The organism is Polynucleobacter necessarius, assembly GCF_900096765.1.
Classification (GTDB): Bacteria; Pseudomonadota; Gammaproteobacteria; order Burkholderiales; family Burkholderiaceae; genus Polynucleobacter; species Polynucleobacter necessarius_F.
On record NZ_LT615228.1, the window covers coordinates 1,679,081 to 1,702,895 of the forward strand.

At 45.2% G+C, this 23,815-nt stretch carries 19 protein-coding genes and 4 pseudogenes; 15 read left to right on the forward strand and 8 right to left on the reverse strand.

The features are described 5' to 3' along the window. Positions 1-2 precede the first annotated feature (2 nt). The 5 genes from DXE33_RS08785 to lpxC all read left to right on the forward strand — a co-directional run bounded on the left by DXE33_RS08785 (position 3) and on the right by lpxC (position 5,015). Positions 3-821, forward strand: coding sequence for a cell division protein FtsQ/DivIB (locus DXE33_RS08785; RefSeq protein ID WP_231970453.1), 819 nt, complete (start codon positions 3-5; stop codon positions 819-821). Between the two features lie 9 nt (positions 822-830). Beyond that, positions 831-2,060, forward strand: a complete 1,230-nt coding sequence (ftsA, locus tag DXE33_RS08790) for a cell division protein FtsA (protein ID WP_114639533.1) — start codon at positions 831-833, stop codon at positions 2,058-2,060. A 47-nt stretch (positions 2,061-2,107) separates the two neighbouring features. Beyond that, the gene (gene ftsZ / locus DXE33_RS08795; RefSeq protein ID WP_114639534.1) at positions 2,108-3,448 is read left to right on the forward strand and encodes a cell division protein FtsZ; all 1,341 of its coding nucleotides are present in this window, start codon (positions 2,108-2,110) and stop codon (positions 3,446-3,448) included. A gap of 112 nt (positions 3,449-3,560) precedes the next feature. After that, positions 3,561-4,061 (forward strand): peroxiredoxin, encoded by a 501-nt coding sequence (locus DXE33_RS08800; protein ID WP_114639535.1) that lies wholly within the window; start codon positions 3,561-3,563, stop codon positions 4,059-4,061. A gap of 39 nt (positions 4,062-4,100) precedes the next feature. Beyond that, positions 4,101-5,015, forward strand: a complete 915-nt coding sequence (gene lpxC, locus DXE33_RS08805; protein WP_114639536.1) for a UDP-3-O-acyl-N-acetylglucosamine deacetylase — start codon at positions 4,101-4,103, stop codon at positions 5,013-5,015. 10 nt (positions 5,016-5,025) lie between these two features. On the opposite strand, the gene DXE33_RS08810 is transcribed toward lpxC, so the two are convergent. Further along, positions 5,026-5,529 carry a hypothetical protein gene (locus tag DXE33_RS08810; protein ID WP_114639537.1) on the reverse strand — a complete coding sequence of 168 codons (504 nt, stop codon included), beginning with the start codon at positions 5,527-5,529 and terminating at the stop codon, positions 5,026-5,028. 51 nt (positions 5,530-5,580) lie between these two features. On the opposite strand from DXE33_RS08810, the gene secA reads away from it, so the two are divergent. The 7 genes and pseudogenes from secA to DXE33_RS08840 all read left to right on the forward strand — a co-directional run bounded on the left by secA (position 5,581) and on the right by DXE33_RS08840 (position 13,708). Continuing rightward, on the forward strand, positions 5,581-8,346 hold the full coding sequence (secA, locus tag DXE33_RS08815) for a preprotein translocase subunit SecA (RefSeq protein WP_114639538.1): 2,766 nt from the start codon (positions 5,581-5,583) through the stop codon (positions 8,344-8,346). A 160-nt stretch (positions 8,347-8,506) separates the two neighbouring features. After that, the gene (locus tag DXE33_RS08820) at positions 8,507-8,965 is read left to right on the forward strand and encodes a (2Fe-2S)-binding protein (protein WP_114639539.1); all 459 of its coding nucleotides are present in this window, start codon (positions 8,507-8,509) and stop codon (positions 8,963-8,965) included. A gap of 96 nt (positions 8,966-9,061) precedes the next feature. After that, a pseudogene (locus tag DXE33_RS08825) lies at positions 9,062-10,576 on the forward strand (molybdopterin cofactor-binding domain-containing protein); the annotation flags it as partial. A gap of 111 nt (positions 10,577-10,687) precedes the next feature. Beyond that, positions 10,688-11,086: a molybdopterin cofactor-binding domain-containing protein gene (locus DXE33_RS10265; protein ID WP_231970499.1), complete on the forward strand. Its 399-nt coding sequence runs from the start codon at positions 10,688-10,690 to the stop codon at positions 11,084-11,086. An 84-nt stretch (positions 11,087-11,170) separates the two neighbouring features. Next, positions 11,171-12,406, forward strand: coding sequence for a bifunctional glutamate N-acetyltransferase/amino-acid acetyltransferase ArgJ (gene argJ / locus DXE33_RS08830; protein WP_114639540.1), 1,236 nt, complete (start codon positions 11,171-11,173; stop codon positions 12,404-12,406). A 14-nt stretch (positions 12,407-12,420) separates the two neighbouring features. Continuing rightward, a pseudogene (locus DXE33_RS08835) lies at positions 12,421-13,279 on the forward strand (ATP-binding protein). 12 nt (positions 13,280-13,291) lie between these two features. Continuing rightward, positions 13,292-13,708, forward strand: a complete 417-nt coding sequence (locus DXE33_RS08840) for an NUDIX domain-containing protein (RefSeq protein ID WP_114639541.1) — start codon at positions 13,292-13,294, stop codon at positions 13,706-13,708. Here the strand turns inward: DXE33_RS08840 and zapD are convergent. The 5 genes from zapD to DXE33_RS08865 all read right to left on the reverse strand — a co-directional run bounded on the left by zapD (position 13,705) and on the right by DXE33_RS08865 (position 18,697). After that, positions 13,705-14,457 (reverse strand): cell division protein ZapD, encoded by a 753-nt coding sequence (gene zapD, locus DXE33_RS08845; RefSeq protein ID WP_114639542.1) that lies wholly within the window; start codon positions 14,455-14,457, stop codon positions 13,705-13,707. The genes DXE33_RS08840 and zapD overlap by 4 nt on opposite strands. 11 nt (positions 14,458-14,468) lie before the next feature. Beyond that, positions 14,469-15,155, reverse strand: coding sequence for a dephospho-CoA kinase (coaE, locus tag DXE33_RS08850; protein ID WP_114639543.1), 687 nt, complete (start codon positions 15,153-15,155; stop codon positions 14,469-14,471). Positions 15,156-15,432: 277 nt separating this feature from the next. Next, positions 15,433-16,320 carry a type II secretion system F family protein gene (locus DXE33_RS08855; protein ID WP_231970455.1) on the reverse strand — a complete coding sequence of 296 codons (888 nt, stop codon included), beginning with the start codon at positions 16,318-16,320 and terminating at the stop codon, positions 15,433-15,435. Continuing rightward, positions 16,311-17,393, reverse strand: a complete 1,083-nt coding sequence (locus DXE33_RS08860) for a GspE/PulE family protein (protein ID WP_114639544.1) — start codon at positions 17,391-17,393, stop codon at positions 16,311-16,313. Before DXE33_RS08860 ends, DXE33_RS08855 begins: the two co-directional genes overlap by 10 nt. Further along, entirely contained in the window at positions 17,390-18,697 is a 1,308-nt protein-coding gene (locus DXE33_RS08865) for an HlyC/CorC family transporter (protein ID WP_114639545.1), read from the reverse strand. Before DXE33_RS08865 ends, DXE33_RS08860 begins: the two co-directional genes overlap by 4 nt. A gap of 120 nt (positions 18,698-18,817) precedes the next feature. Between DXE33_RS08865 and DXE33_RS08870 the strand changes: the two genes are divergently transcribed. Continuing rightward, positions 18,818-19,330, forward strand: a complete 513-nt coding sequence (locus tag DXE33_RS08870; RefSeq protein ID WP_114639546.1) for a methylated-DNA--[protein]-cysteine S-methyltransferase — start codon at positions 18,818-18,820, stop codon at positions 19,328-19,330. 3 nt (positions 19,331-19,333) lie between these two features. Here DXE33_RS08870 and DXE33_RS08875 read toward each other — a convergent pair whose 3' ends face one another. Further along, positions 19,334-20,314: a squalene/phytoene synthase family protein gene (locus DXE33_RS08875; RefSeq protein WP_197712021.1), complete on the reverse strand. Its 981-nt coding sequence runs from the start codon at positions 20,312-20,314 to the stop codon at positions 19,334-19,336. A 107-nt stretch (positions 20,315-20,421) separates the two neighbouring features. Between DXE33_RS08875 and DXE33_RS08880 the strand changes: the two are divergent. Both DXE33_RS08880 and DXE33_RS08885 read left to right on the forward strand, forming a co-directional pair. Further along, positions 20,422-21,816 (forward strand): annotated as a pseudogene (locus DXE33_RS08880) (sodium:solute symporter family protein); the annotation flags it as partial. Positions 21,817-21,940: 124 nt separating this feature from the next. Beyond that, positions 21,941-22,960 (forward strand): 2-dehydropantoate 2-reductase, encoded by a 1,020-nt coding sequence (locus DXE33_RS08885; RefSeq protein WP_114639547.1) that lies wholly within the window; start codon positions 21,941-21,943, stop codon positions 22,958-22,960. Positions 22,961-23,048: 88 nt separating this feature from the next. Here DXE33_RS08885 and DXE33_RS08890 read toward each other — a convergent pair. Continuing rightward, a pseudogene (locus tag DXE33_RS08890) lies at positions 23,049-23,804 on the reverse strand (fumarylacetoacetate hydrolase family protein); the annotation flags it as partial. Between the last annotated feature and the right edge of the window lie 11 nt (positions 23,805-23,815).

Genomic DNA, 23,815 nt, shown 5'->3' on the forward strand with positions numbered 1-23,815 from the left:
CCATGCTGATGTCTCCCCTTTGGAATCACCCAGAGAGGATGCAAAAGCTTAGCCGTTTCTTGATGAACTGCTTCTTTGTAATGTTGGCTATTGGCATTTTCGTTTGGTTAAGCCAGCGGCCAGTGTTCTCTTTAAAGCAAATACAAATCGAACCAGTGGCTGGTCAAACCTTAAAACATATTAATAAGTCGATTGTGAAGCAACAAGTTTCAGAGACTGTGCAAGGTAATTTCTTTAGCGTTCGATTAGAGGATGTGAAGCGTGGATTTGAAGGTATGCCTTGGGTACGTCACGCAAACGTTCGGCGTGTGTGGCCCAATGGCCTGATCGTCAGTATTGAAGAGCAAAAGCCATTTGGTACCTGGGGTGGAGTAGATAGTCATGTCTTGATTAATAGTCATGGAGAGATTTTTGCCGGTCGTATTTCTGAGATCGGTGATGACGTGCGTTTGGTAGATTTTTATGGTCCCGAAGATGCGGGCAAAGAAGTGATGAGTCTTTATGAGAAAGCAAACAATTGGTTTAAGCCTTGGGGTGCTGAGATTGTTAGCTTGGCTCTTACTGAGCGCTATGCATGGCATATCAAGCTTTCTAATGGAATGAAGATTGAGTTTGGACGTGATGAAGAGAGCTCTGACAAGTCATTAACTGAGGAGCGGGTTGCGCGTCTCTTTAAATATTGGCCGCAGGTACAAGAGAGGTGGTCAAACCGAATTGATGGAGTGGATCTTCGTTACGCAAACGGTTTTGCGGTTCATTTGGCTTCTGCAAGTTTGAAGAAGAGTGATGTTGACGGCAAGAAAAGTGAACTGAAGCAATGAGGAATGTGAATGAGTAAAGATAATCGCGACTTGTTAGTCGGCTTAGATATTGGAACCTCTAAGGTGGTTGCCTTGGTTGCTGAATTGGCGCCGGACGGTCAGTTTAATGTTGTCGGTGTTGGTCAAACAGCCTCAAAAGGTTTAAAAAAAGGGGTCGTAGTCAATATTGAAGCTACCGTTCAGTCAATTCAAAAGGCATTGGAAGAGGCTGAGATCATGGCAGATCGTCAGATTGTTCAAGTCTTTACAGGTATTGCTGGCAACCACATTGTGAGTTTTAACTCTAGCGGCATGGTTGCGATTCGGGACAAAGAAGTCAGTGCTGGCGATGTTGAGCGGGTGCTAGAGACTGCCAAAGCAATCAACATTCCGACAGATCAACAAATTCTCCACATTCTGGTTCAAGAATTCATTATTGACGGCCAAGAGGATGTGCGTGAGCCGATTGGTATGAGCGGTTTACGTTTAGAAGTGAAAGTTCATATTGTCACGGGTGCAGTGAGCGCGGCACAAAATATTGTTAAGTGTGTTCGTCGTTGCGGACTTGAAGTCAATGATTTGATATTACAGCCTTTGGCTTCTAGCCTAGCGGTGCTAACTGAAGATGAAAAAGAGCTTGGCGTGGTTTTGGTTGATATTGGTGGCGGTACCACTGATATTGCAATCTATTGCCAGGGTTCTATTCGTCATACTGCGGTGATTCCAATTGCCGGAGATCAAATCACCAATGACATAGCAATGGCATTGCGTACCCCAACTATTGATGCAGAGGATTTAAAAATTGCTCATGGTATTGCTCGTCAAGAAATGGCCGATCCAGCGGCGATGATCGATGTGCCAGGCGTTGGTGATCGCGATCCGCGTCCAATGTCTAAGCAGGCATTGGCTGCCGTAATTGAGCCGCGTGTAGAAGAGCTATTTACTCTAGTCAGAGGTGTGGTTCGAGACTCAGGTTATGAGGACATGGTCTCTTCTGGAATTGTGCTGACTGGTGGCACCTCCTTAATGCCGGGGATGGTTGAGTTGGCGGAACAAGTATTTTTACGTCCAGCTCGTATTGGCACCCCTGAATATCGTGGACATTTACATGAGGTGTTACGTAGTCCTCGATTTGCCACCAGTATTGGTTTGCTAATGGAGGGTCAAGCACAGTTATTGCGTGGTCGTCGAGTTTCCCAATCAGGCGCGTTGCAAGGTGTTATCTCACGCATGAAGGAATGGTTTGCAGGAAATTTTTAAGTTTTTCGTCGTCGTCAATGTAGTAAGTTTTTTACCTAGGAGGGTATATGGAATTTGAAATGTTAGATCAGGAAACAGCCGGTAAAACCATTATTAAAGTGGTTGGAGTCGGTGGGGCTGGTGGTAATGCGGTCCAACACATGATCCGTCGTGGAGTTAACGGCGTAGAGTTCATTTGCATGAACACCGATGCTGGCGCGTTACAGCGTTCAGAGGCATCTGTGAATTTGCAACTGGGTTCTAGCGGATTGGGTGCTGGCGCTAAACCAGAAATCGGTGCGGCTTCAGCTGAAGAGGCGCGCGCCCGTATTGCTGATGTATTGCAAGGAGCACACATGGTATTCATCACTGCTGGCATGGGTGGTGGTACTGGTACTGGAGCGGCGCCAATCGTTGCTCAGGTGGCAAAAGAGATGGGTATTTTGACTGTTGGCGTTATCAGCAAGCCATTTGACTTTGAGGGTGTGAAGCGACTGAAGGTTGCTGAGAATGGCGCAGCTGAGCTCGAGTCTTATGTGGATTCATTGATCGTGGTTCTCAATGAAAAGCTATTTGAAGTCATGGGTGAAGATGCCGAGTTTGATAAAGCGTTTGCTTGCGCTGATGATGTATTGCATAACGCGGTTTCAGGCATTGCAGAAATCATCAATGTGCAAGGTTTGATCAACGTAGACTTTGAAGATGTGAAGACTGTAATGGGTGAGCAAGGTAAAGCCATGATGGGGACAGCGACTGTTTCCGGTATGGATCGTGCTCGCTTAGCAGCTGAGGCTGCTGTTGCATCTCCGCTTTTAGAGGGTGTAGATTTATCAGGTGCGCGTGGTGTACTCGTCAATATCACTGCTAGTCGTTCATTGAAGTTGTCTGAAACTCGTGAGGTAATGGCAGCAATTCGTGGTTATGCTGCAGATGATGCAACGGTAATTTTTGGTACTGTGTATGACGAGAGCTTGGGTGATGCCTTGCGCGTGACAGTAGTGGCAACAGGTTTGAACAATCCGCAAGCACGTCAAAACCATCAACCAGAAGTTGTTTGGAGACAGGCTACTGGTACGCATGATGCAATGCCAACGATGGCTGATCTCAATAGCTTTGCTCCTGCCAGTGCATCTGCTGCTATAAGCAAAGTCAATTTAGATTCTGCCTTAAGCACTAGTGCTGGCATGGCCTTGACAGGTTCTGCTAGTACGCTTGCGACCACTGCTCAATCAGCAGCTGGTGGCGTTGATTACAGTCAATATGACTTGCCACGTGTTTTTCGTAGCTCTCGTGAAGCGACTTCTGCGCCTACTTTAGGTGCGGATAGTTCTCCTCAAGCAAAAACCTTGCTTGATAAAGGGGCTGATTACTACGAAATCCCAGCTTTTTTGCGTAAGCAAGCAGACTAATTGACTGCTCAATACAATAGGTGATTGCTAAATGCCAGCGCGGCGCCCCTCCGGACGACGAATCCCGCGCTTGCGTTGGCATAATTACTAACAATGACTTATTGGAGACGCCATGATCGCTGTCGGACAAAAATTACCAAACGCTACCCTGTATGAATTCTTTAATGAAGAAACTGAGGGTTGCGCTTTAGGACCAAATGCCTTTGAGGTTGAAAAGCTTGCGGCTGGAAAAAAAATCGTGATCTTTGCTTTGCCTGGAGCATTTACTCCAACCTGTTCCGCTAAACATGTACCAGGATACGTTGAGCACTACGATGCGATTAAAGCAAAGGGTGTTGACGAGATCTGGTGTATTTCCGTAAATGACCCATTTGTAATGGGTGCCTGGGGGCGTGATCAAAAGGTTGGTAAGAAAATCCGTATGCTTGGTGATGGCAGTGCTGAGTTCACCAAAAAAGTTGGCTTAGAGTTAGATCTCACTGGTCGAGGATTTGGTGTGCGTTCAGATCGTTATGCCATGATTGTTGAAGATGGCGTAGTCAAATCTTTAGATCGTGAAGCTCCTGGAAAATTTGAAGTGAGTGACGCCGCTTCTATTTTGAAGAAGCTCTAACTCCTATTTATTCATTTTCCTGAAGTTAGAGAAGTCATCATGATGAAGCAAAGAACGATTGCCACCCCGGTTAAAACCGTGGGGATTGGTTTGCATTCGGGTCGCAAGGTGACTATCTCTATCAAACCTGCCCCCATTAACTCTGGGGTTCAGTTTGTGCGAGTGGATACGCCAGAGCAATCAGTTGTGCCAGCAACCGCTTTGGCAGTATGTGATACCCGCTTAGCTTCTGTTATTCAAAAAGATGGCGTTCGAGTTTCTACAGTAGAGCATCTACTCTCTGCTTGTGCTGGCCTGGGTCTAGATAATTTATTGATTGAGTTGGACGGTGAAGAGGTGCCCATCATGGATGGAAGCGCCGCTTCATTTTTATTCTTAATTGAATCGGCTGGCATCGTAGAACAAGACGCTCCTCGACAGTTTGTAGTCATTAAAAAACCAGTAGAAGTGCGTGATGGCGATAAGCTTGCCCGTCTTGAGCCATTTTTTAGTTTTAAGCTGGATTTCACAATCGACTTTAAACATCCGGCTGTTGATAAAACGGGTCAACGCTTTGTAGTGGATTTTGCAGAACATACCTATCGTAGTGAAATTGGTCGTGCTCGCACCTTTGGCTTTGCTCATGAAGTAGAAGCATTACGCGAGATGGGTTTAGCGCGCGGCGGTAGTCTGGATAATGCAATTGTTTTGGATGAGCACCGAATTCTCAATAACGAAGAATTACGTTATGAAGATGAATTTGTGCGCCATAAAATTTTGGATGCGATTGGAGATCTCTTTTTAGTTGGTCATCCGATTGTTGGGGCATATGTCGCTCATAAGTCAGGTCATGCCCTAAATAATGCGCTCTTACGCAAGCTTTTAGAGGATCCAAGCACTTACGAAATCAGCTCTTTTGCTGAAAATAAAGCCCCTGAGGCGTATTCACAGGAAAACCAACCCTTATTTTTTTGAGGCTTTTGGCCTATTTTGAGTTATTTTGGAGTAGCCGTTCAACGGTCTTGCGAAGTTCGGAGTCCGGAGCGAGCTTGCCGAGCAAGTCTTCCCAAGATTTTTTTGCGATTTCGTTAAAACCCTTTGGCGTATCCAATTTTTTATCGCCTGACCGCGGCTTGATTTCCCACTGTGATGGCGCGGGCCTTATTTTGACTTTAATGGCAGTGCACCGTACCCCCAAAATCCCTAACTCATTGATTAAACTAGGTAAAATTTGTTGTAAACGTGCAGCCATACTGGCGTTACTCACGAGCAGAAATAGCTCTTCTTTCCCGCCAGCCTGCCATCCAACCTCAATTTTGGATTGAATCTGGTCTAAACCTAACTTATCTAGGGCTTTGCCGAGTGAAACTTTCAGTTTGGCTAGATCCTCGGTTTTAGCCAAGATACTGCCTAGACCATTGGATTCCCGCAGGTAATCAAGCCAATCATGGGCTGTTTGCTTGCGGGTGGGTTTAAGGGAGAAGTTCATAAAAAAGGTTGCGAGTGATAAACTCAAGGACTTAATTTTCTTCAATATCCCATGGTAATCGGTCTTCTTAAAACCCTGGTCGGCAGTCGTAACGACCGCCTCTTGAAACAGTATCGCAAAGTTGTTGCTAAGGTTGCCGCTTTCGAGCCAAGCCTGCAGTCTTTGGATGATGCCGCACTTGCAGCCAAGACTGCAGAGTTTAAGTCGCGACTTGCATCTGGCGAGTCATTGGATGATATCGCTCCTGAGGCATTTGCGGTGGTGCGCGAGGCTAGCGTGCGGGTTATGAAAATGCGTCACTTTGATGCACAGCTCATCGGTGGTCTCGCCTTACATCAAGGCAAGATTGCTGAGATGGGAACGGGCGAAGGAAAAACTTTAACTGCTACCCTTCCTGTTTACCTAAATGCCTTGACGGGCAAAGGTGTCCATGTGGTTACCGTCAACGATTACTTGGCGCAGCGTGATGCTGAATGGATGACCAAGCTGTATAACTTTTTGGGAATGCAGGTTGGTGTCAATCTCTCGCAGATGGATCATGCTACCAAACAAGCTGCCTATGCGGCTGATATTACTTACGGCACTAATAATGAATTTGGGTTTGACTACTTGCGTGACAACATGGTCCAAGATTTAGGCCAACGTGTTCAGCGTGGTTTAGCTTATGCAATCGTCGATGAAGTTGACTCTATTTTGATTGATGAGGCACGTACGCCTTTGATCATTTCTGGTCAAGCTGATGATCACACAGATCTTTACATCAAAATTAATGCCTTGCCTGCTTATCTTGAGCGTCAAATTGGTGAGGAAAAAGCGGATGGCACTGGCGTTGAGAAGCCAGGCGACTATTGGGTTGATGAGAAATCTCAACAAGTATATTTAACTGAGCGCGGCCACGACAAGGCTGAAGAAGTTTTAGTGAAAATTGGCACATTAAATGATGGGGATTCGCTTTATGCTCCACAAAACATTACCTTAATGCACCATGTGTACGCCGCTCTGCGTGCCCATACTTTGTACAACCGTGATCAGCAATATGTTGTGCAGAACAATGAAGTCATCATTGTGGATGAGTTTACTGGCCGCCTAATGCAGGGTCGTCGCTGGTCTGATGGTTTGCATCAAGCAGTAGAGGCCAAAGAGGGTGTGCCGATTCAAAACGAGAATCAAACATTAGCCACTATTACATTCCAGAATTACTTCCGCATGTATGGCAAGTTAGCCGGTATGACTGGTACTGCGGATACTGAAGCCTATGAATTCAAGGAAATCTACAACCTAGAGACGGTAGTTATTCCACCAAATCGTATTAGCCAGCGTATAGATAAGCAGGATCAAATTTACAAGTCTTCACGCGAACGCTATGACGCAGTAATTAAAGATATTGAAGATTGCTACCAGCGTGGTCAGCCTGTATTGGTGGGTACTACGTCGATTGAAAACTCAGAATTAATTTCTGGTTTGCTAGATAAGCGCAAATTACCCCATCAAGTGTTAAATGCTAAGCAACACGCGCGCGAAGCCGAAATCATTGCGCAAGCGGGTCGTCCTAAGATGATAACAATTGCAACCAATATGGCTGGTCGCGGTACTGACATTGTGTTGGGGGGTAATGTAGGTAAGCAATCTGCCTTAATTGAGGTTGATGAGACCTTATCTGATGCAGAAAAGGCTGCAAAGATTCAGCAACTTCAAGATGAATGGCAAAGCATTCATGATCAAGTGCTTGCGGCTGGTGGTTTACACATTATTGGTACAGAGCGCCATGAGAGTCGTCGTATCGATAATCAGCTAAGAGGTCGCTCGGGCCGCCAAGGCGACCCTGGCTCCTCACGCTTCTATTTATCCTTGGATGACCCTCTGTTACGTATTTTTGCAGGCGACCGTTTGCGTGCAGTGATGGAACGCTTGAAGATGCCTGATGGCGAACCTATTGAGGCAGGCATGGTTACCCGCTCCATTGAATCCGCACAGCGCAAGGTAGAGGGTCGTAACTTTGATATTCGTAAGCAATTATTAGAGTATGACGATGTTGCAAACGATCAGCGTAAAGAGACTTATCGCCTCAGAAATGAAGTACTCGAGAGTGTCGATATCGGTGATTTGATTGCTAATTTACGTGAAGATGTGCTTCGCACAGTCTGCTCTTTCTATGTCCCTGTAGATTCAATGGAAGAACAGTGGGATCTTGCTGGCTTGGAGAATGTTCTGGCTAATGAGTGGGGCCTTGTCGTTGATTTGCGCAACTGGGTAGAAGGTTCTGCAAGTATTGAAGACGCTCAAATCATCGACCGTGTCCTTCAAGTCGCTAGAGAATCTTATGATGCAAAAGTAGAGTTAGCGGGTCGTGAATCTTTTGCTGGATTTGAGCGATCAGTTCTTTTGTATAGCATTGATACCCATTGGCGTGAGCACTTGGCGGCGTTAGATCACCTACGTCAAGGTATTCATTTGCGCGGCTATGCTCAAAAAGATCCAAAACAAGAATATCGTCGTGAAGCCTTTGAGCTTTATGGCGAGCTATTGAATGTTATCAAGAATGATGTAGTGAAAAGCATTATGTCAGTGCAGATTCGTAGCGCAAGTGAGTTAGATCGCGCTTCTGAATCTATGAATGAAGATTTAGCTAAGCTAAAAGATTTGCAATATCAGCATGCCGATGCTGATATGGAGGTTGCTGGTTCAACTGGGGATCGTGGGGCTGCAATGGATATTCAACCTGCACCAGTTCGTACTGGTCCTAAAATTGGTCGAAATGACCCATGTTCTTGCGGTAGTGGCAAGAAGTATAAAAATTGTTGCGGCGCATTGGCTTAAAAGCAGAATCAATTTATTCTCAGTATTGGAATGGCCCAGATCACTCTGGGCCATTTTTCTTGGTGGAATCCCTAATCATTTTCGTAAGCAGGAGGTAGGCATATCTGTCATGATTTGCGGGTACACAATCCGTTCAATTTTCACTTTTTAAGGGGGCGTCATGGCCGTTTCATTTACTCTCAATGGCAAAGCGATTACCTTTGATGGCGATCCCGAAACTCCGATTCTTTGGGTATTACGAGATCATTTAGATGTGACAAGTCCAAAGCATGGCTGTGGAGCAGGCCTATGTGGTGCTTGCACTGTTCACCTTGAGGGCGCTGCGATTCGATCTTGTTCAACGCCAATATCTGCGGCATCAGGCAAAACGGTTACCACTTTAGAGGGTCTCTCTGCAAAAGTGGGTAAGGCATTGCAAGATGCCTGGATTGAATTTGATGTTCCTCAATGCGGCTATTGCCAAACTGGGCAAATGATGTCTGCCGCTGATTTATTGGCTAAGAAAAAGCAACCAAGTAGCGATGACATTAAAAATGCCATGAGTGGAAATATTTGTCGCTGTGGAACATATTCCCGTATAGAAAAAGCAGTCAAGCGCGCTGCTGATAAATTGGCTTAAGGGGCAGATTAAATGAAAAATCATTCTTTAAAAAATCAAGGCCGTCGTCAGTTTTTGCAACAAAGCACAGCGCTTACGGGTGCATTTGTTGTTGGAATGTACTTGCCTTTATCAAGCGATGCTGCGACTTCTGCGAGTAGACAACCTACACTTGCGAATGCCTGGATTCGTATCACGCCCAGTAATGAAATTACCTTAATCTGTGCTCGCTCAGAAATGGGGCAAGATGTTTACACTTCTTTGCCTGCATTGCTTGCGGAAGAATTGAATTTGCCACTATCGATGATTCAGGTGGAAATTGCTGGTGTTGCCCCGGTATATATCAACGCGATGTTAGGTGGACAGATCACCGGTGGATCAACTTCGGTGCGCGAAGCATTCGATAAGCTCAGAACTGCTGGTGCGGCAACGCGGGCTGTGTTGGTGCAAGCTGCCGCTCAACGTTGGAATGTAGCAGTTGCAGATTGTAAGGCGATGAACGGCAAGGTGACCCATGCAAGCTATGGTGAATTAGCTGCAGACGCTGCAAAACTGCCTTTACCTGATAAGCCAGCTCTGAAGTCTCCGACCAATTTCATGGTTATTGGTAAAGAATCAATGCGTCGCTTAGATACTCCAGCCAAAGTGAGTGCTATGGCGGTTTATGGAATAGACGTAAAGATTCCTGGAATGGCTATCGCTTCTTTGGCCCAGTGCCCTGTTATTGGTGGAACGCCTTCATCCTATGATGCCTCAGAAGCTCTGAAGGTATCGGGCGTGCTTAAGGTAGTACAAATCTCTGATGGTGTTGCAGTTCTTGCAAAAGATTTTTATGCTGCTCGTAAGGGTCGTGATGCACTCAAAATTACTTGGAACGAGGGGGCTAATGCTTCCTTAAATAATGCCGTTGTGCGTAAATCACTTGAAGACGGCTTATCTAAAAAAGGAGCAGTCATTAAGACCATTGGCGATGTCAGCGCCAATGTGTCAAATGGTAAGTCAATCAGCGCTCAATATTTCTTGCCTTATTTAGCCCATTCGACTATGGAGCCGGTCAACTGCTCTGCTGATGTATCCAATGGCAAATGCAGAATTATTGGACCAATTCAGTTCCAGCAAGGTGGTCAGGCTGTTGCGGCGGCCGCTGCAGGGGTTAAGCCAGAGGACGTCACCATTGAAACTACCTTCTTGGGTGGCGGATTCGGGCGCAAATTAGAGCTCGACTTTATTCGCTAGGCCGCAGAAATTTCTAAAGCAGCAGGTATGCCGGTAAAAATGCTTTGGACAAAAGAAGATGACATTACACATGACTTTTACCGTCCAATGAGTATTCATCAGGTGGATGGCGTCTTAGATGCCAAGGGTCAATTGGCTAGTATGAAAGCCAAGATGGTCTCTCAATCAGTGACAGCGCGGGCCTTCCCAGGTTTCGTAAAAGATGGTTTTGATCCTTTCATGGTGGAAGGCTCCAATAACATCACGTACGACATTCCAAATATGGAAATCACAAATGTGATTACTGATACAGGCTTACGGGTTGGTTACTGGCGTTCAGTGAGCAATGCTCTAAATGCATTTGCAATTGAGAGTTTTGTGGATGAGGCTGCAAAAGCGGCAGGTAAAGATCCGGTTGCTTATCGTTTAGCTGCATTAGGTAAACATCCTCGCGCAAAAGCGGTATTAGAAACTGCCGTTAAGAAGTCAGGATATACATCGGGTAGTAAGCGTTTTGGTGTGGCACAGATGGAGTGTTACGACACCTACTCAGCCTGTATTTTGGAGCTGGACACCTCGGCGCCCGACACCAAGGTGAAGAAAATCACCTTTGTATCGGACTGTGGCATTACAGTCCACCCAGATCAAGCTAGAGCTCAGCTCATGGGAGGAGTGATTTATGGTTTAAGTGCTGCACTGGGTAATGCCATTACGATTGAAAATGGCCGAGTTCAGCAAACGAACTTTAATAACTACCCGAGTTTGCGCCAGAATCAGGTGCCAACCATTGAGGTTCATCTAATCGCCAGTCAAGAAAAGCCGGGTGGTCTTGGGGAAGTTGGGGTGCCTTTGGTAGCTCCTGCCTTAGCTAACGCGATTGCGGCTGCTACTGGTAAACGGATCAGGGAGTTGCCAGTAAAAGCTTAGAATTTGAACTTCTCAAACAGAGTAAAGCGCGTCTTCCCAAGGTGCGCTTTATTTTTTTTAGGCCTCATCTACAATAATCAAACTATGACAGTTAATCTACCTCTCCCCCAAAAAGCCGAGCTTAAACCCGTTAAAGGTTTTGAGATGGGCATTGCGCAAGCCGGCATAAAAAAGGCAAATCGTAAAGATGTATTAGTGATGACTCTTGCCCCAGGATCTCAAGTAGCAGGTGTATTTACCTTAAATCGCTTTTGTGCCGCACCTGTTCAAGTATGTCGAGAACATTTAGCGCAAGCAGGTCGTCATGGAGAAATTCGAGCTTTGGTCGTCAATACCGGTAATGCAAATGCTGGCACAGGAGAACAAGGCATGAAGCATGCGCTTGAGACCTGCGCTGCTTTAGCAAAAGACCTGAAGATTAATCCTGAGCAAATCCTGCCTTTTTCTACTGGTGTGATTTTGGAGCCATTGCCAATTGAGAAAATTGTGGCAGCACTACCTAAGGCTGTTGCAAATTTGGGTGCTGACCATTGGTTCGATGCCGCTGAGGCAATCATGACCACCGATACTCAGCCTAAGGCTAGCTCTATCACAGTGCAAACGCCTGCCGGTTCAGTTGTAATAACTGGCATCTGCAAAGGTGCCGGCATGATTCATCCAAATATGGCAACCATGTTGGGCTTTATTGCTACCGACGCTGGTTTTGCTCCAGGCTTATTAACTGAACTCACACGTGAAGTGGCCGATCTCTCGTTTAATGCAATCACGATCGATGGCGATACTTCAACGAATGATTCGTTCATCATCATGGCTACTGGACAATCGTCCGTTCAAATCCAAACTGCTAGTGATCCAAGTTATGTAATCGTACGTGATGCACTTGTAGGGTTAGCTCGAAAACTGGCCCAAATGATTGTGCGTGATGGTGAGGGTGCTACTAAGTTCATGACCATCGAAGTGGTTGGCGGAAAGACGGCGGATGAGTGTCGCTTGGTGTCCAAAGCAGTGGCGCATTCACCATTAGTAAAGACAGCATTCTTTGCAAGCGATCCTAATTTAGGACGAATTTTGGCGGCGATTGGTTATGCTGGCATTGCTGACTTAGATGTCAACCGTGTTCAAATGTGGCTTGGGGATGTTTGGGTCGCTAAAGATGGTGGTCGTAACCCAAGTTATCAAGAGGCAGATGGTCAAAGAGTGATGCAGGAGGCGGAGATTACTGTCAAGATTGATTTAGGTCGTGGCTCTGCTGCTCAGACCATGTGGACTTGTGATCTCTCTCATGACTATGTTTCCATTAACGCAGACTATCGCTCTTGAAGCATTAATCCGAAATGAATGAAAAATTAGACCGTCTTTTAGAGCATTTAGAGACTTTCTTGCCCAAACCACTTACTGAGGAGCAGTGGAAATCATCGACTGCCTTTAGATGGCGTCGTAGAGATAGTATTTTTGGCAGCATTGGTTTCTTGCAACCTGTCAAGCATGTGTCTGATATTACTTTTGAAGATCTACAAAATATTGACCGTCAGCGTGATGCTATTCGTGACAATACTAAAAACTTCATTCAAAAAAAAGCCAGCCAATAATATTTTGCTCACTGGTGCCAGGGGGACCGGTAAGTCTTCCTTGATTAAAGCATGCTTACAGGAATTTGCTGGACAAGGCTTACGCTTGGTAGAAGTTGAAAAAGAACATCTGGCGGATCTAGCCGAGATTACTGAGCTACTGGCGGACCGCCCTGAACGTTTCATTATTTTCTGTGATGACCTCTCCTTTGAGGATGGTGAATCAGGATATAAAGCCATGAAGTCAGCGCTTGATGGCTCTGTTTCAGCTCAAGTTGATAATGTTTTGATTTATGCCACCTCAAATCGTCGTCATTTATTGCCTGAGTATATGAAGGATAACGAGGGTTATGTGCACAGTGACGATGGAGAAATTCATCCTGGTGAAGTGGTTGAAGAAAAAATTTCTCTTTCAGAGCGCTTTGGTTTGTGGCTTTCCTTTTACCCACCCAAGCAAGATGAGTATCTTGCAATTGTTGGTCACTGGTTGAGTCATTTTGGTTTAAGTGCTGCGCAAATTGATGCTGCACGCCCCGAGGCTCTGGTATGGGCATTGGAGCGAGGCTCAAGATCAGGTCGCGTTGCTTGGCAGTTTGCTAAGCACTGGGCAGGGTCACACTCTTAAATCATTGTTTGTATGGTTGAAAATACTCGCCCTGTTACCGAGGTGGCTGCTGGAATTTTGCTGGATAAAAATGGCTGTTTTCTTTTGGGTCAAAGGCCAGAAGGAAAGCCTTACGCTGGATACTGGGAAGTGCCGGGCGGGAAGATTGAAAATGGTGAATCTGTGTTTGAGGCTTTGCGGCGTGAGCTTCAAGAAGAGCTGGGAATTGATATTCGGTCCAGCCAAGAACTGATAATCTTGGAGCACGATTACCCTCATGCTTATGTGCGCTTACACGTGAGCATTATTCGAGATTGGAATGGTACCCCAAGGGGTTGTGAGGGGCAGGCGTTTTCTTGGGAGCCATTAAATGCAGAAAAGCCCAGTGTTCAGCCTTTATTGCCAGCCGCTTGGCCAATGCTCGAGAGGCTGAAAGCCCTTTTAGCTTAGAACTGACAGAGGGTCAGCTTGAAGCCGACATCTTTATTCACAGGCTGAGCTTTTTTATCGCGGTCTGACTGCATAAAGCGAACGGATAAAAGATATTTATTGGCACTGATTTCAGAAAACAGAGTGTCATCATCAATTGCAATGCGCATTAATTGGTAGACTTTTCCAGAGGGCGCTTGTTGAAAAGAGCCATTGTGAGCAACCACATCCTTTGCTTCACCAGATTGTCGTAGTAAGCGCAAGAATAATTGGCACGCATCCTGCCAAGGCGAAAGCGGGGAAGCAAAACTTTCTAATAATTTGCGGCGCTCAGACGACGGGCTATTTTTCCAGGCGTGATAACTTGGTAAATCAATTGGACTTGTACCGCCGGGAATATTCAAGCGTGTGCGAATGGCGTTTAGCCACTCACTCTCGGTAATGGCTAAATTTGGCCTACCAGCAGACCGATTGATGTTGCTTGCAACGACATCAATTTCTGCCATAGTTTGGCTGAGTGCCTCCTGGTCTACTTTTTGAGATGACTTTAGGCCATTCAATGCGTATTTTTGACGCTCAAATTCTTTTAACAATAAAGACTTGATATCACCACGGGCGCCAATATCTCCGAGATCAAACAAAATAGAGATCGCATTGTGATGAAGTTCGGGATCATCTGAGCGAACAAAATGATTGAAACGGGCGAACAAATACTCCAGTCGAAGCATGCTTCGAACTAATTCGTTGAAGGGGTATTCGTAAACAATCACAAGCCCATATTCTATGACGAACTGAGCTGATCTTTCTTAATCTGTAGGATTTTTTGATGCAATTGGGCCACATCGGCCTCTAATTCTTTCAAGTTGCCTTGATTTTCGAGAACTATATCTGCGTGTTTCAAGCGATCTTCCCGAGAGGTTTGGGCCTGCAAAATTTTCTCTACCTCAGCGCGGGTTAAATTGCTGCGCTGCATTACTCTTTGGATTTGAAGTTCTTTAGGGCAGTCAACCACCACTAAAAGATCTGGCACACCGTGCCAACTGGTAGATTCAATCATTAGAGGCACGACAAAAACTAGGTAGGGAACGCCATTCTGGTCTAGTTCCTTTGCCAGTTTGATGGTCTCTTGTCTGATTAAAGGATGGGTAATTGCCTCTAGCTGTTTTCTTGCTCCAGAGTCTGTGAAGACAAGGGCGCGCATTTTGCTGCGATTGAGCGCCCCAGTGGCATCAATAAATTCGGCGCCAAATTTTTGCTCAATCGCTTTAATCGCACTCCCATTAGGCGCAGTGATCTGGTGAGCAATTAAGTCGGTGTCGACGATGCCGGCGCCAAGCTTACCAAGTAGCTCACTTACTGCCGTCTTCCCTGAGCCAATGCCCCCAGTTAAGCCAATCAGTGGAATGAAGCCTTTAAGCGAGTTAAGGTCAGATTGATCTGAATCGGTGTTTTGATGAAATGAGGCCATAACAGCTCAATAATGCCAGCAAAGGTAAGAAATGGTCCAAAAATGACAGTTGCAAATATTAAGTCATTAAAAAAGCGCAGATTCATTAAACCAGTAAAAGAAAGTTGTTAGGCCAGGCATTAAACAATCTGTCCTAAATTAAAGATCGGTAGATACATGATGATTACTATGCTACCGATAATGATTCCGACGGTGATAATGAGAAGGGGTTCCAGAGTTTGGCTTAGTTAACTTAATCGATTGCTTAATTCAGATCCTAGCGTGTTAGCCCGCTTGTTCAACATTTTTGGCAAGAAACCGCTCTCAGATGAGATATGAAGTAATTGTAAAGTTTCTGTATCAAATAGGACACGCTTAGGATCTGCTTTTTTAAAGCCTCACCCAAAGGCCACCCACGGGTTAAATGCTTAAAAACTTCAGCACTGCAGTCGTGAGTGAGCCAGTGGTTTGATGATTGTGCGGTGACTCGAAGAGCATCTGGCAAAGGTAGTCCTGAATCCAGTAAATGCCCTAAGGTTCGGCACCAATAGGTGAGAGTTGCTAAGCGGAATAATTGACCAAGTATGGGGATTTGAAAGCACCATAGATCACATTTCTTTTGAAAGTTTGCGGATTTAAACCATGCCAAGAAGAGCAGGGCGGCAATGCTCAGAATACATAAACTTATTTCGATAAAAAAGTGATTAATAGCTGATGAAACTTGAATTAGGACTTTTGTCGGCAGTGGTAGCTCTGCTTGAAATTGAGTAAACACATCCTTAAAAACGGGTACTACCCAAATCATCATGATTACTACCAGTATTAAGGAGCTGAATAATGTAATGAGGGGATAGCTCAGTGCTTGCTGTAGCTTGTGTCTTAATTCCAGCTGCGCTTCAAATTGTGCAATGATGGTCCGTAAGGCAAGTTTGATATCCCCAGTGCGCTCACTGACGCGGATGAGATTAATAAACTCAGGGCTAAAGCCATTCTTTGTGAGTGCTAGACTTTGAGAAAAGCTATTACCATTTCGTAGGTGGCTTTGTATCTCCTCAAGCCAGCATTGCCATTTCTTTGGTGCAGAAGCTTGAATTAGTTCAATTGCATTGAATAGGGCAAGACCAGCATCAAGTACGTTGAGCAACTGCTGAGCAAAGTCTAGTTGGCTTTGCTTATCTAATGCCATGTGCCAACCTCATCATCTAGAGAGGATTGATCAATCAATCCTTTTTGAACGTGCTGTAAGCCGGCCTCATAAAGATCAAGGCTGGGAAAGGTTGGATTAATTAGGTGCGCTGTGCTCAGTACTTCATGTACCCCTATTCGCCCAAAGAAACCACTGCCAGAGCATTTGATGCAAGTCTTACTAGGTTCTCGGTTGAATGGATTTTGGCAACTAGGGCAGATTTTGCGTATCAAGCGTTGCGAGCTGACACAACGCATGCAGGAGAGAAGAGTATCTTGATCTATGCCCAAACTTTGCATCCTGAAAGTGGCCGCTCTTGCATTTCGAGTATGGAGGGTGCTGAGAACTAGGTGGCCTGTCTGTGCGGCTTGAATCGCTATCTTGGCAGTTTGGCTGTCTCGAATTTCTCCAATCATGATGACATCTGGATCTTGCCGTAGAAGCGCTCTAATGATGACTGGAAAATCTAGACCTGCACGAGGGTGATATGCCACTTGATTAACACCTGGTAAACGAATTTCGATAGGATCTTCAATCGAGCATAAATTGCGATGGCTTTGATTGAGTGCATTTAAGCAACTATATAAAGTACGTGTTTTGCCACTTCCTGTCGGGCCGGTTACTAAGATAAGTCCGTTGGTTTGAGCTATTGCATTTTGGAAAATCGCTAACTGCTCAGGTAAAAGACCGGTTTGGTCTAAGGCTAATTCTTTTATTTGACTTTGTAGTATTCGAATCACTGCTTTTTCTCCGTGAAGTGTGGGCAGTATCGAAACCCGACAGTCAATATTGGGATTTGAAAAATTATGGCCTATGCATAAGCGCCCGTCTTGTGGAATACGCTTTTCAGCAATATCTAGGCGGGCTAATACTTTGATTCTGGTAATGAGTCGTTCGTGTAGTTCAATTGAAATTTTTGAGAGAACCTGCAACCAACCATCTACCCGAATCCGAATTATTGTCTCTTGTGCGCCCGCTTCAATATGAATGTCGCTTGCTCGAGCACGAAGCGCATCTGTTGCGATTTCATGCCAGGCGCGAATGATTAGAGAGTCATCATGTTGATTGCTCAATCTTGATTGTTGCTAGGGGTGGGTCGGTAGAGCTTGACGGTTTTTACGCCTTGATCGTCAAATTGAACAATTTCCATGACGATACCAGCAATTTTGAGGCTGACATCATGGTCAGGAATGGCCTCCAGTTTTTCAAGAATAAGGCCATTGAGGGTGCGCGGACCCTCTAGCGGGAGCTCTAAATTCAGAAGGCGGTTGAGGTCTCGCAAGGAAGCGCCTCCACTCGCTAGATAAGTTCCATCAGCTAGATAAGTTCCATCAGCCAACCAATGGGGATCGGTTGAGAGGTTAGAGAAAGATGTGGTGAACTCGCCAATGAGTTCTTCCACAATATCTTCAAATGTAACTAAACCTAGTACTTCACCATATTCATTGACGACCAAGCTCAGACGCTGTTGATTATCTTGAAAAAATTGCATTTGCTGTAAAACAGGCGTGCCGCTGGGAATGAAGTAGGGGTCGTTCAATAAAGATCGAAAATCTTCATGTTTTAAATCAGAATCGCCCAATAGGGACAACGCTTTTTTAACCGACAAAATACCAACAATGCGCTCTGAGTCGCCATCGCAAACAGGCAGTTTATTGTGATAGCAAGTTTCTAGTTGTTGCACTACTTCGTCAATAGGCCTGCCAAGATCTAACACCTCAATTTTGGATCTTGGGGTCATGACGTCATCGACAGTAATATTCTCTAAGTTAAAGAGATTTAACAAAATATTACGGTGGTGGGTTGAAACAAAGCGATTTGACTCAAGGACTAGGCTTCGCAACTCTTCCTTACTCATGGTTCTACTGTCTGCAGAAGACTGGAGTCCGGATACTCTCATCAGACCAGAAACAAAATTGTTGATAAACCATAGCAAGGGCTTGAGAACATATGTCAGAGGCAGAATTAACCAACCAACATTCGAGGCAATCTTTTCCGGGAACGCTGCCCCAATCACTTTTGGGGTAATTTCGCTAAAAATGATGATCAATAGAGCAACTATGAGAGTTGCAATTGAAAGTACAAATCCACTATCCCCAAAAAGATGTAATGCAATGCCGGTTACTAGAATCGGCAAGATCGTATTAATGAGATTGTTAGAAATCAGCAGAACAGATAGCAAGGAATCAATTCGCTTTAAAAGCCTCTCGGCTAATAAGGCTCCTGAGTTTCCATTATTAGCCATTGCCCTTAAGCGGTGCCGATTCGAAGACAGCATGCTCGTTTCAGTCATTGAAAAAAATCCAGAGAGAGCGAGCAAAAAGAGGACTAGAGCAACCTGACCATAGAGCGGCCAATCGTCAAAAAAAGTGTCCATAAAACCTGTCTACAAGAAAGTTATGAGGATTCAATATAGCAAAGTAGCATTTGATAGGCTATATCTAGCCCGGAAAAGCGGTGTGCTATGGCGCTCACAATTCTGTAAGATTCATTCAGAATGACTTTGCCAACCAATTCCTCCTCTATCAAAAGTAACGATTACTGCGTTATTGCTGCGCCCTTTGGCCGCTTGGGTATCCAAACTGAAATGGTTGAGGGCAGTTTGATGGTGTCCAGGATTGATTATTTGTCTGCAAAGGTGGCGCTGATCTTTCCTAAAAATCACCTTGCTAAAAAGGTGGCAGTGCAATGCCGGGAATACTTCAAGAATCCTGCAGCAAGGTTTGATTTGCCATTAAAGCCGCTTGGCACACAGCACCAGCAACGAGTGTGGAGTTACATTCGTGACATTCCAGTGGGTGTATCCAAAACATATGGTGAGATTGCTGCAGTGATTAAAAGTGGCCCACGAGCTGTCGGCTCTGCTTGTGGTGCCAATCCCTTCCCTTTGGTAACTCCTTGTCATCGAGTAGTTTCTGCCCAAGGAATTGGGGGATTTGTGAAGGAGAACTCGCCTGGTTTATATCGTCAAATTAAGATTTGGCTCTTAAAGCATGAAGGTGTTTTGTAGCGCTTAGGCCTTCTTGCTGAGAAATCTCCCGGCAATAATGAAAAATATTCTCATGAGACTATCGCTAGCCACGGCAATTTTTGTAAAAGCATAGAAAGTCATGACAGTCTTTCTGGAGAGTTTTATCTCACTCTGACCGTGCCAACTTTTACGCTCAGAAATTTTGGATAGTGTCATGACGGCCAAGCCAAAAGCTAAGAAGCAAAAACGCCTCATACCAGGCTCACTCTTGGGAATGAGGAGAATGTAGTCTAGAGCGTCTTTTGGCTTGCTATGTGCAATGTTGAGTAGGCTTGCTTGACTGATGTCTGCAGGTTTCCATGAAACACCGCGAGCTATGTCTTCCGGGGAGTCTTTGAGAATATTGGTCATTTGTAGTGCTTGTCCAAAGTCAATTGCTAAGGGCTCATGACCTTGAATGCGTTTTGCAAATGCGGGAGAGTGGTTGCTAAAAATAGTGGTCAAGAGCTCACCCACCACACCCGCTACTACATAGCAATACTCTTCAAACTCCTTGAGGTCTTTTAAGCCCGCACCAGTTTGTTTGCCGTGAAAGCGAGACATGCCTTCTGACATGATGGAAATACACCGACTTACTGCTGCTTGATCATTTGCCGAATAGGTATGCAAAATTCTGAGTACTGTTGGGGTGTGGGCAATTAAATCTAACTCGTCCTGATTTCGGTAATTTTGTAGCGCCAAAAGGCATGGCTCAACAAAAGACTCTACGGTTGTTCTTTCAAGCACAGCATCAAGAAATAGTTTTGAGAGCGCTTGCTTAGTTTCTGGACTTAAATCCGAGGCATCTTCAATGGTGTCTACGATTCGACAGAGCAGGTAAGTATTTCCAACCACCTTCTCAATTACCGGGGGCAATAGGGGAATCGTGAGAGCAAAGGTTCTTGAGACCGAGCCAAGAATTGCTTTTTGGTAGGCTAGGTCAGTGTCTAGGCTCTGGTTGGGCTGTATGAGGGATGAATGCACCCATGAATTATGTCAGACCTGTATGCTCTAAATTGGCCTTAATTCCCTTACTGGCAAAAGTGACATGGCCATATAATTTCACAAAATTCTGGAAGGAGAAGTAGGGCGTGCTCATTTGGTTCGTCATTATTTATTGGGTTGTCTCTGTTGGCATTGGTCTGTGGGCTGCGCTACGCGTCAAAAATACGGCCGACTTTGCTGCTGCTGGTCACAGCCTTCCAATGCCGATTGTGACGGCTACAGTTTTTGCTACTTGGTTTGGCTCTGAGACTGTCTTGGGAATTCCGGCAACTTTCTTAAAAGAAGGTTTAGGCGGGGTTGTGTCTGATCCGTTTGGATCCTCCTTGTGCTTGATTTTGGTTGGTCTATTTTTTGCGCGTCATCTTTACAATCGCCGCATGCTGACCATTGGTGATTTCTTTCGGGAAAAGTATGGTCGCACTGTTGAGGTCTTAGTAACTCTTTGTATTGTCGTTTCCTATTTGGGTTGGGTTGCGGCTCAAATTAAGGCATTGGGTTTGGTCTTCAATGTGGTTTCTGAAGGCAGTATTTCTCAAACGGGTGGAATGTTGATTGGCGCGGCCAGCGTTTTGATTTACACCCTCTTTGGTGGCATGTGGTCTGTAGCCATTACAGACTCTATCCAAATGATCATTATTGTGATTGGTATGCTCTATATCGGTGGGGAAATGACTATTCAAACAGGCGGTATTGGGGTAGTGATCGAGCATGCAAGTGCAGCTGGTCAGTTCAGTAATTTCTGGCCTGATCTGAATCTTGCTTCGATTCTTGGATTTGTCGCTGCTCTCTGTACCATGATGCTGGGCTCTATTCCACAGCAAGACGTCTTCCAGCGAATTACCTCTAGCAAGAATGTGAATATCGCTGTGAATGCAGCCATTCTTGGTGGCGTCTTGTATTTTATTTTTGCATTTGTGCCAATGTATTTGGCTTACTCTGCAACCTTAATTAATCCTGATTTGGTGAAGCAATATTTGGACAAAGACCCACAAATGATATTGCCAAAGTTAATTTTGAATCATGCGCCGATCATTGCTCAGGTCATGTTCTTTGGTGCATTGTTGTCGGCAATTAAGAGTTGCGCGAGTGCAACTCTCTTGGCGCCCTCGGTAACCTTTGCAGAAAATATTGTGAGGGGCTTTTTCCGACATCTTTCAGATCATGATTTGCTGAAGGTGATGCGAATAACTGTCTTGTGTTTTGCGGTGGTGGTGACCTTCTTTGCGGTGAACTCAGAGTTATCCATTTTTAAGATGGTAGAAAGCGCCTATAAGGTGACATTAGTCGCAGCGTTCGTGCCATTGGTCTTTGGGGTTTATTGGCCCAGAGCAAACTCTCTGGGTGGATTATTGGCAGTTGTAGGGGGTTTAACCATTTGGATTAGCTGTGAAATTTTGGCCCCAGATTCAATTGTTCCCCCGCAATTAGCGGGTTTATTAGCCAGCATTGCGGGCATGATTTTAGGTAGCCTAGTTCCAAAAGATGAGCTAAAAGCAGTTTTAAGCAAAATTTGCTTAAAAATTAGGCGATATAAATTGTTGCACCGCAAAATGTTCTCAACTAATATGACATTAATTCAAAAATTTTTGTTCTTATGGAGTTTTTATGAAAATCTGTGTGATCGGTGGGGGCGGCGCAATCGGCAGCTACCTAGCTGTCATGTTGGCTAGGGCGGGTAACGACGTTACTGTTGTCGCTCGTGGCGCAACATTGGCTGCGATTAAAGAGCGTGGCCTAGCGCTAATTGTGGATGATCAACCAGAGCCCTTAGTGGCTCAGGTCAAAGCGGTTGAAAAAATCCGTGATGCAGAGACGCCAGATGTTGTCATTCTCGCGGTAAAGGCTCACCAAGTTGAGCCAATTATTGATGACTTGGCTGCAATTATGGGTCCCGAGACCATCTTGATTCCAATGCAAAACGGTATCCCTTGGTGGTACTTTCAAAAGCTGGGCGGTGAGTATCAAGATCACTCTGTTGAAACTGTTGATGCAGGCGGACTTGCTAAGAAGGCGATCAATCCAAACAACATCATTGGTTGTGTAGTGTATCCAGCAACCTTTACGCAAGCCCCTGGCGTGATTCGTCACGTAGAGGGTAATCGTTTCCCTTTAGGTGAATTAGACGGCAAAACTACTGAGCGTATTCAGAAGATTTCAGAGATGATGGGTGCTGCAGGCTTTAAGTCACCTATTTTGGATGACATTCGATCAGAGATTTGGCTCAAGCTCTGGGGCAATATGACTTTCAACCCGATTAGCTCTTTGACGCACGGCACTCTTGAGGGTATCTGTCAGTATCCATTGACTAAAGAGTTGGCTCGTAACATGATGGCTGAAGCGCAAACTATTGCAGAAAAATTAGGTGTTACTTTCCGTGTCGATATTGAGCGACGGATTGCTGGCGCTGAGAAGGTTGGCAAGCATAAGACTTCCATGTTGCAAGATTTGGAAGCTGGCCGTAGCTTGGAGATTGATGCATTGCTTGGCTCTGTCATCGAGCTCGGCAAGATTACTCAAACCCCAACCCCATGCCTCAATACGGTATTCGCATTAACCAAGTACTTAGATGAGAATGTTCAAGCCTCTAAAGGTAGCTTGGCTTTGCCATCTGTATCGGGCTACTAAACGAAATAACTGCTACAGCAGTATATTTTGAGTGTTAAATACCCTTGCTAATAATTTAGCGAGGGTTTTTGTTTTGGGTAGGTCGAGATTATTCGAAACGATTGTCTAGACGCCCAACCCCATCAATGATGATGCTGACATTGCTGCCGGGTTTCATGGAGCCTACCCCAACAGAAGTTCCGCAGGCAATGATGTCACCCGGTTCTAAGGGGACATCTTGAGAGATGAGGCTGACCAATTTAGCGGGTGGGAAAATCATGTCTGCCACCGGATAATTTTGACGCTCTTGATCATTCAAAATAGTTTTAATGGTTAGTTTGCTAGGATCTACATCAGTGGTGATGTATGGGCCAAATACACCAAAGGTATTAAAGCTTTTTGAGCGCGTCCATTGTGCATATCTAGGATTACGATTGAGGATTTCAATAGCGGTGACATCGTTGATGCAGGTATAGCCAAAAATAGCTTGCGCCGCTTGAGCTTCGCTGACTTCATGGCAGCGCTTGCCGATCACAATCCCTAGCTCACCTTCGTAGACTACTTTTCCAGAGTAAGACTTCGGAGTGCGAATGACTTGCTTCGCAGCCAAGAAGGAGTTGTTGCCTTTGAGAAAGTACAGTGGCTCTACAGGCACAGCATGCTCAAGCTTAGTCACTAAGGCGTGGAAGTTATCAACCATTGCCACCATTTTGGATGGGGTGCAAGGAATATCGATGGTGACTTCAGCTAGAGTGAGTAGATCACCTGTTGGTTTGGGTTGGTTAAAGAGGTCGCCTGAGTAAACGGCAATTTGATCGCCTTGAACTTGCCCCAGTCCACTTTTTCCTTGGTGTGTAAACCTTAATCATTGAGCCA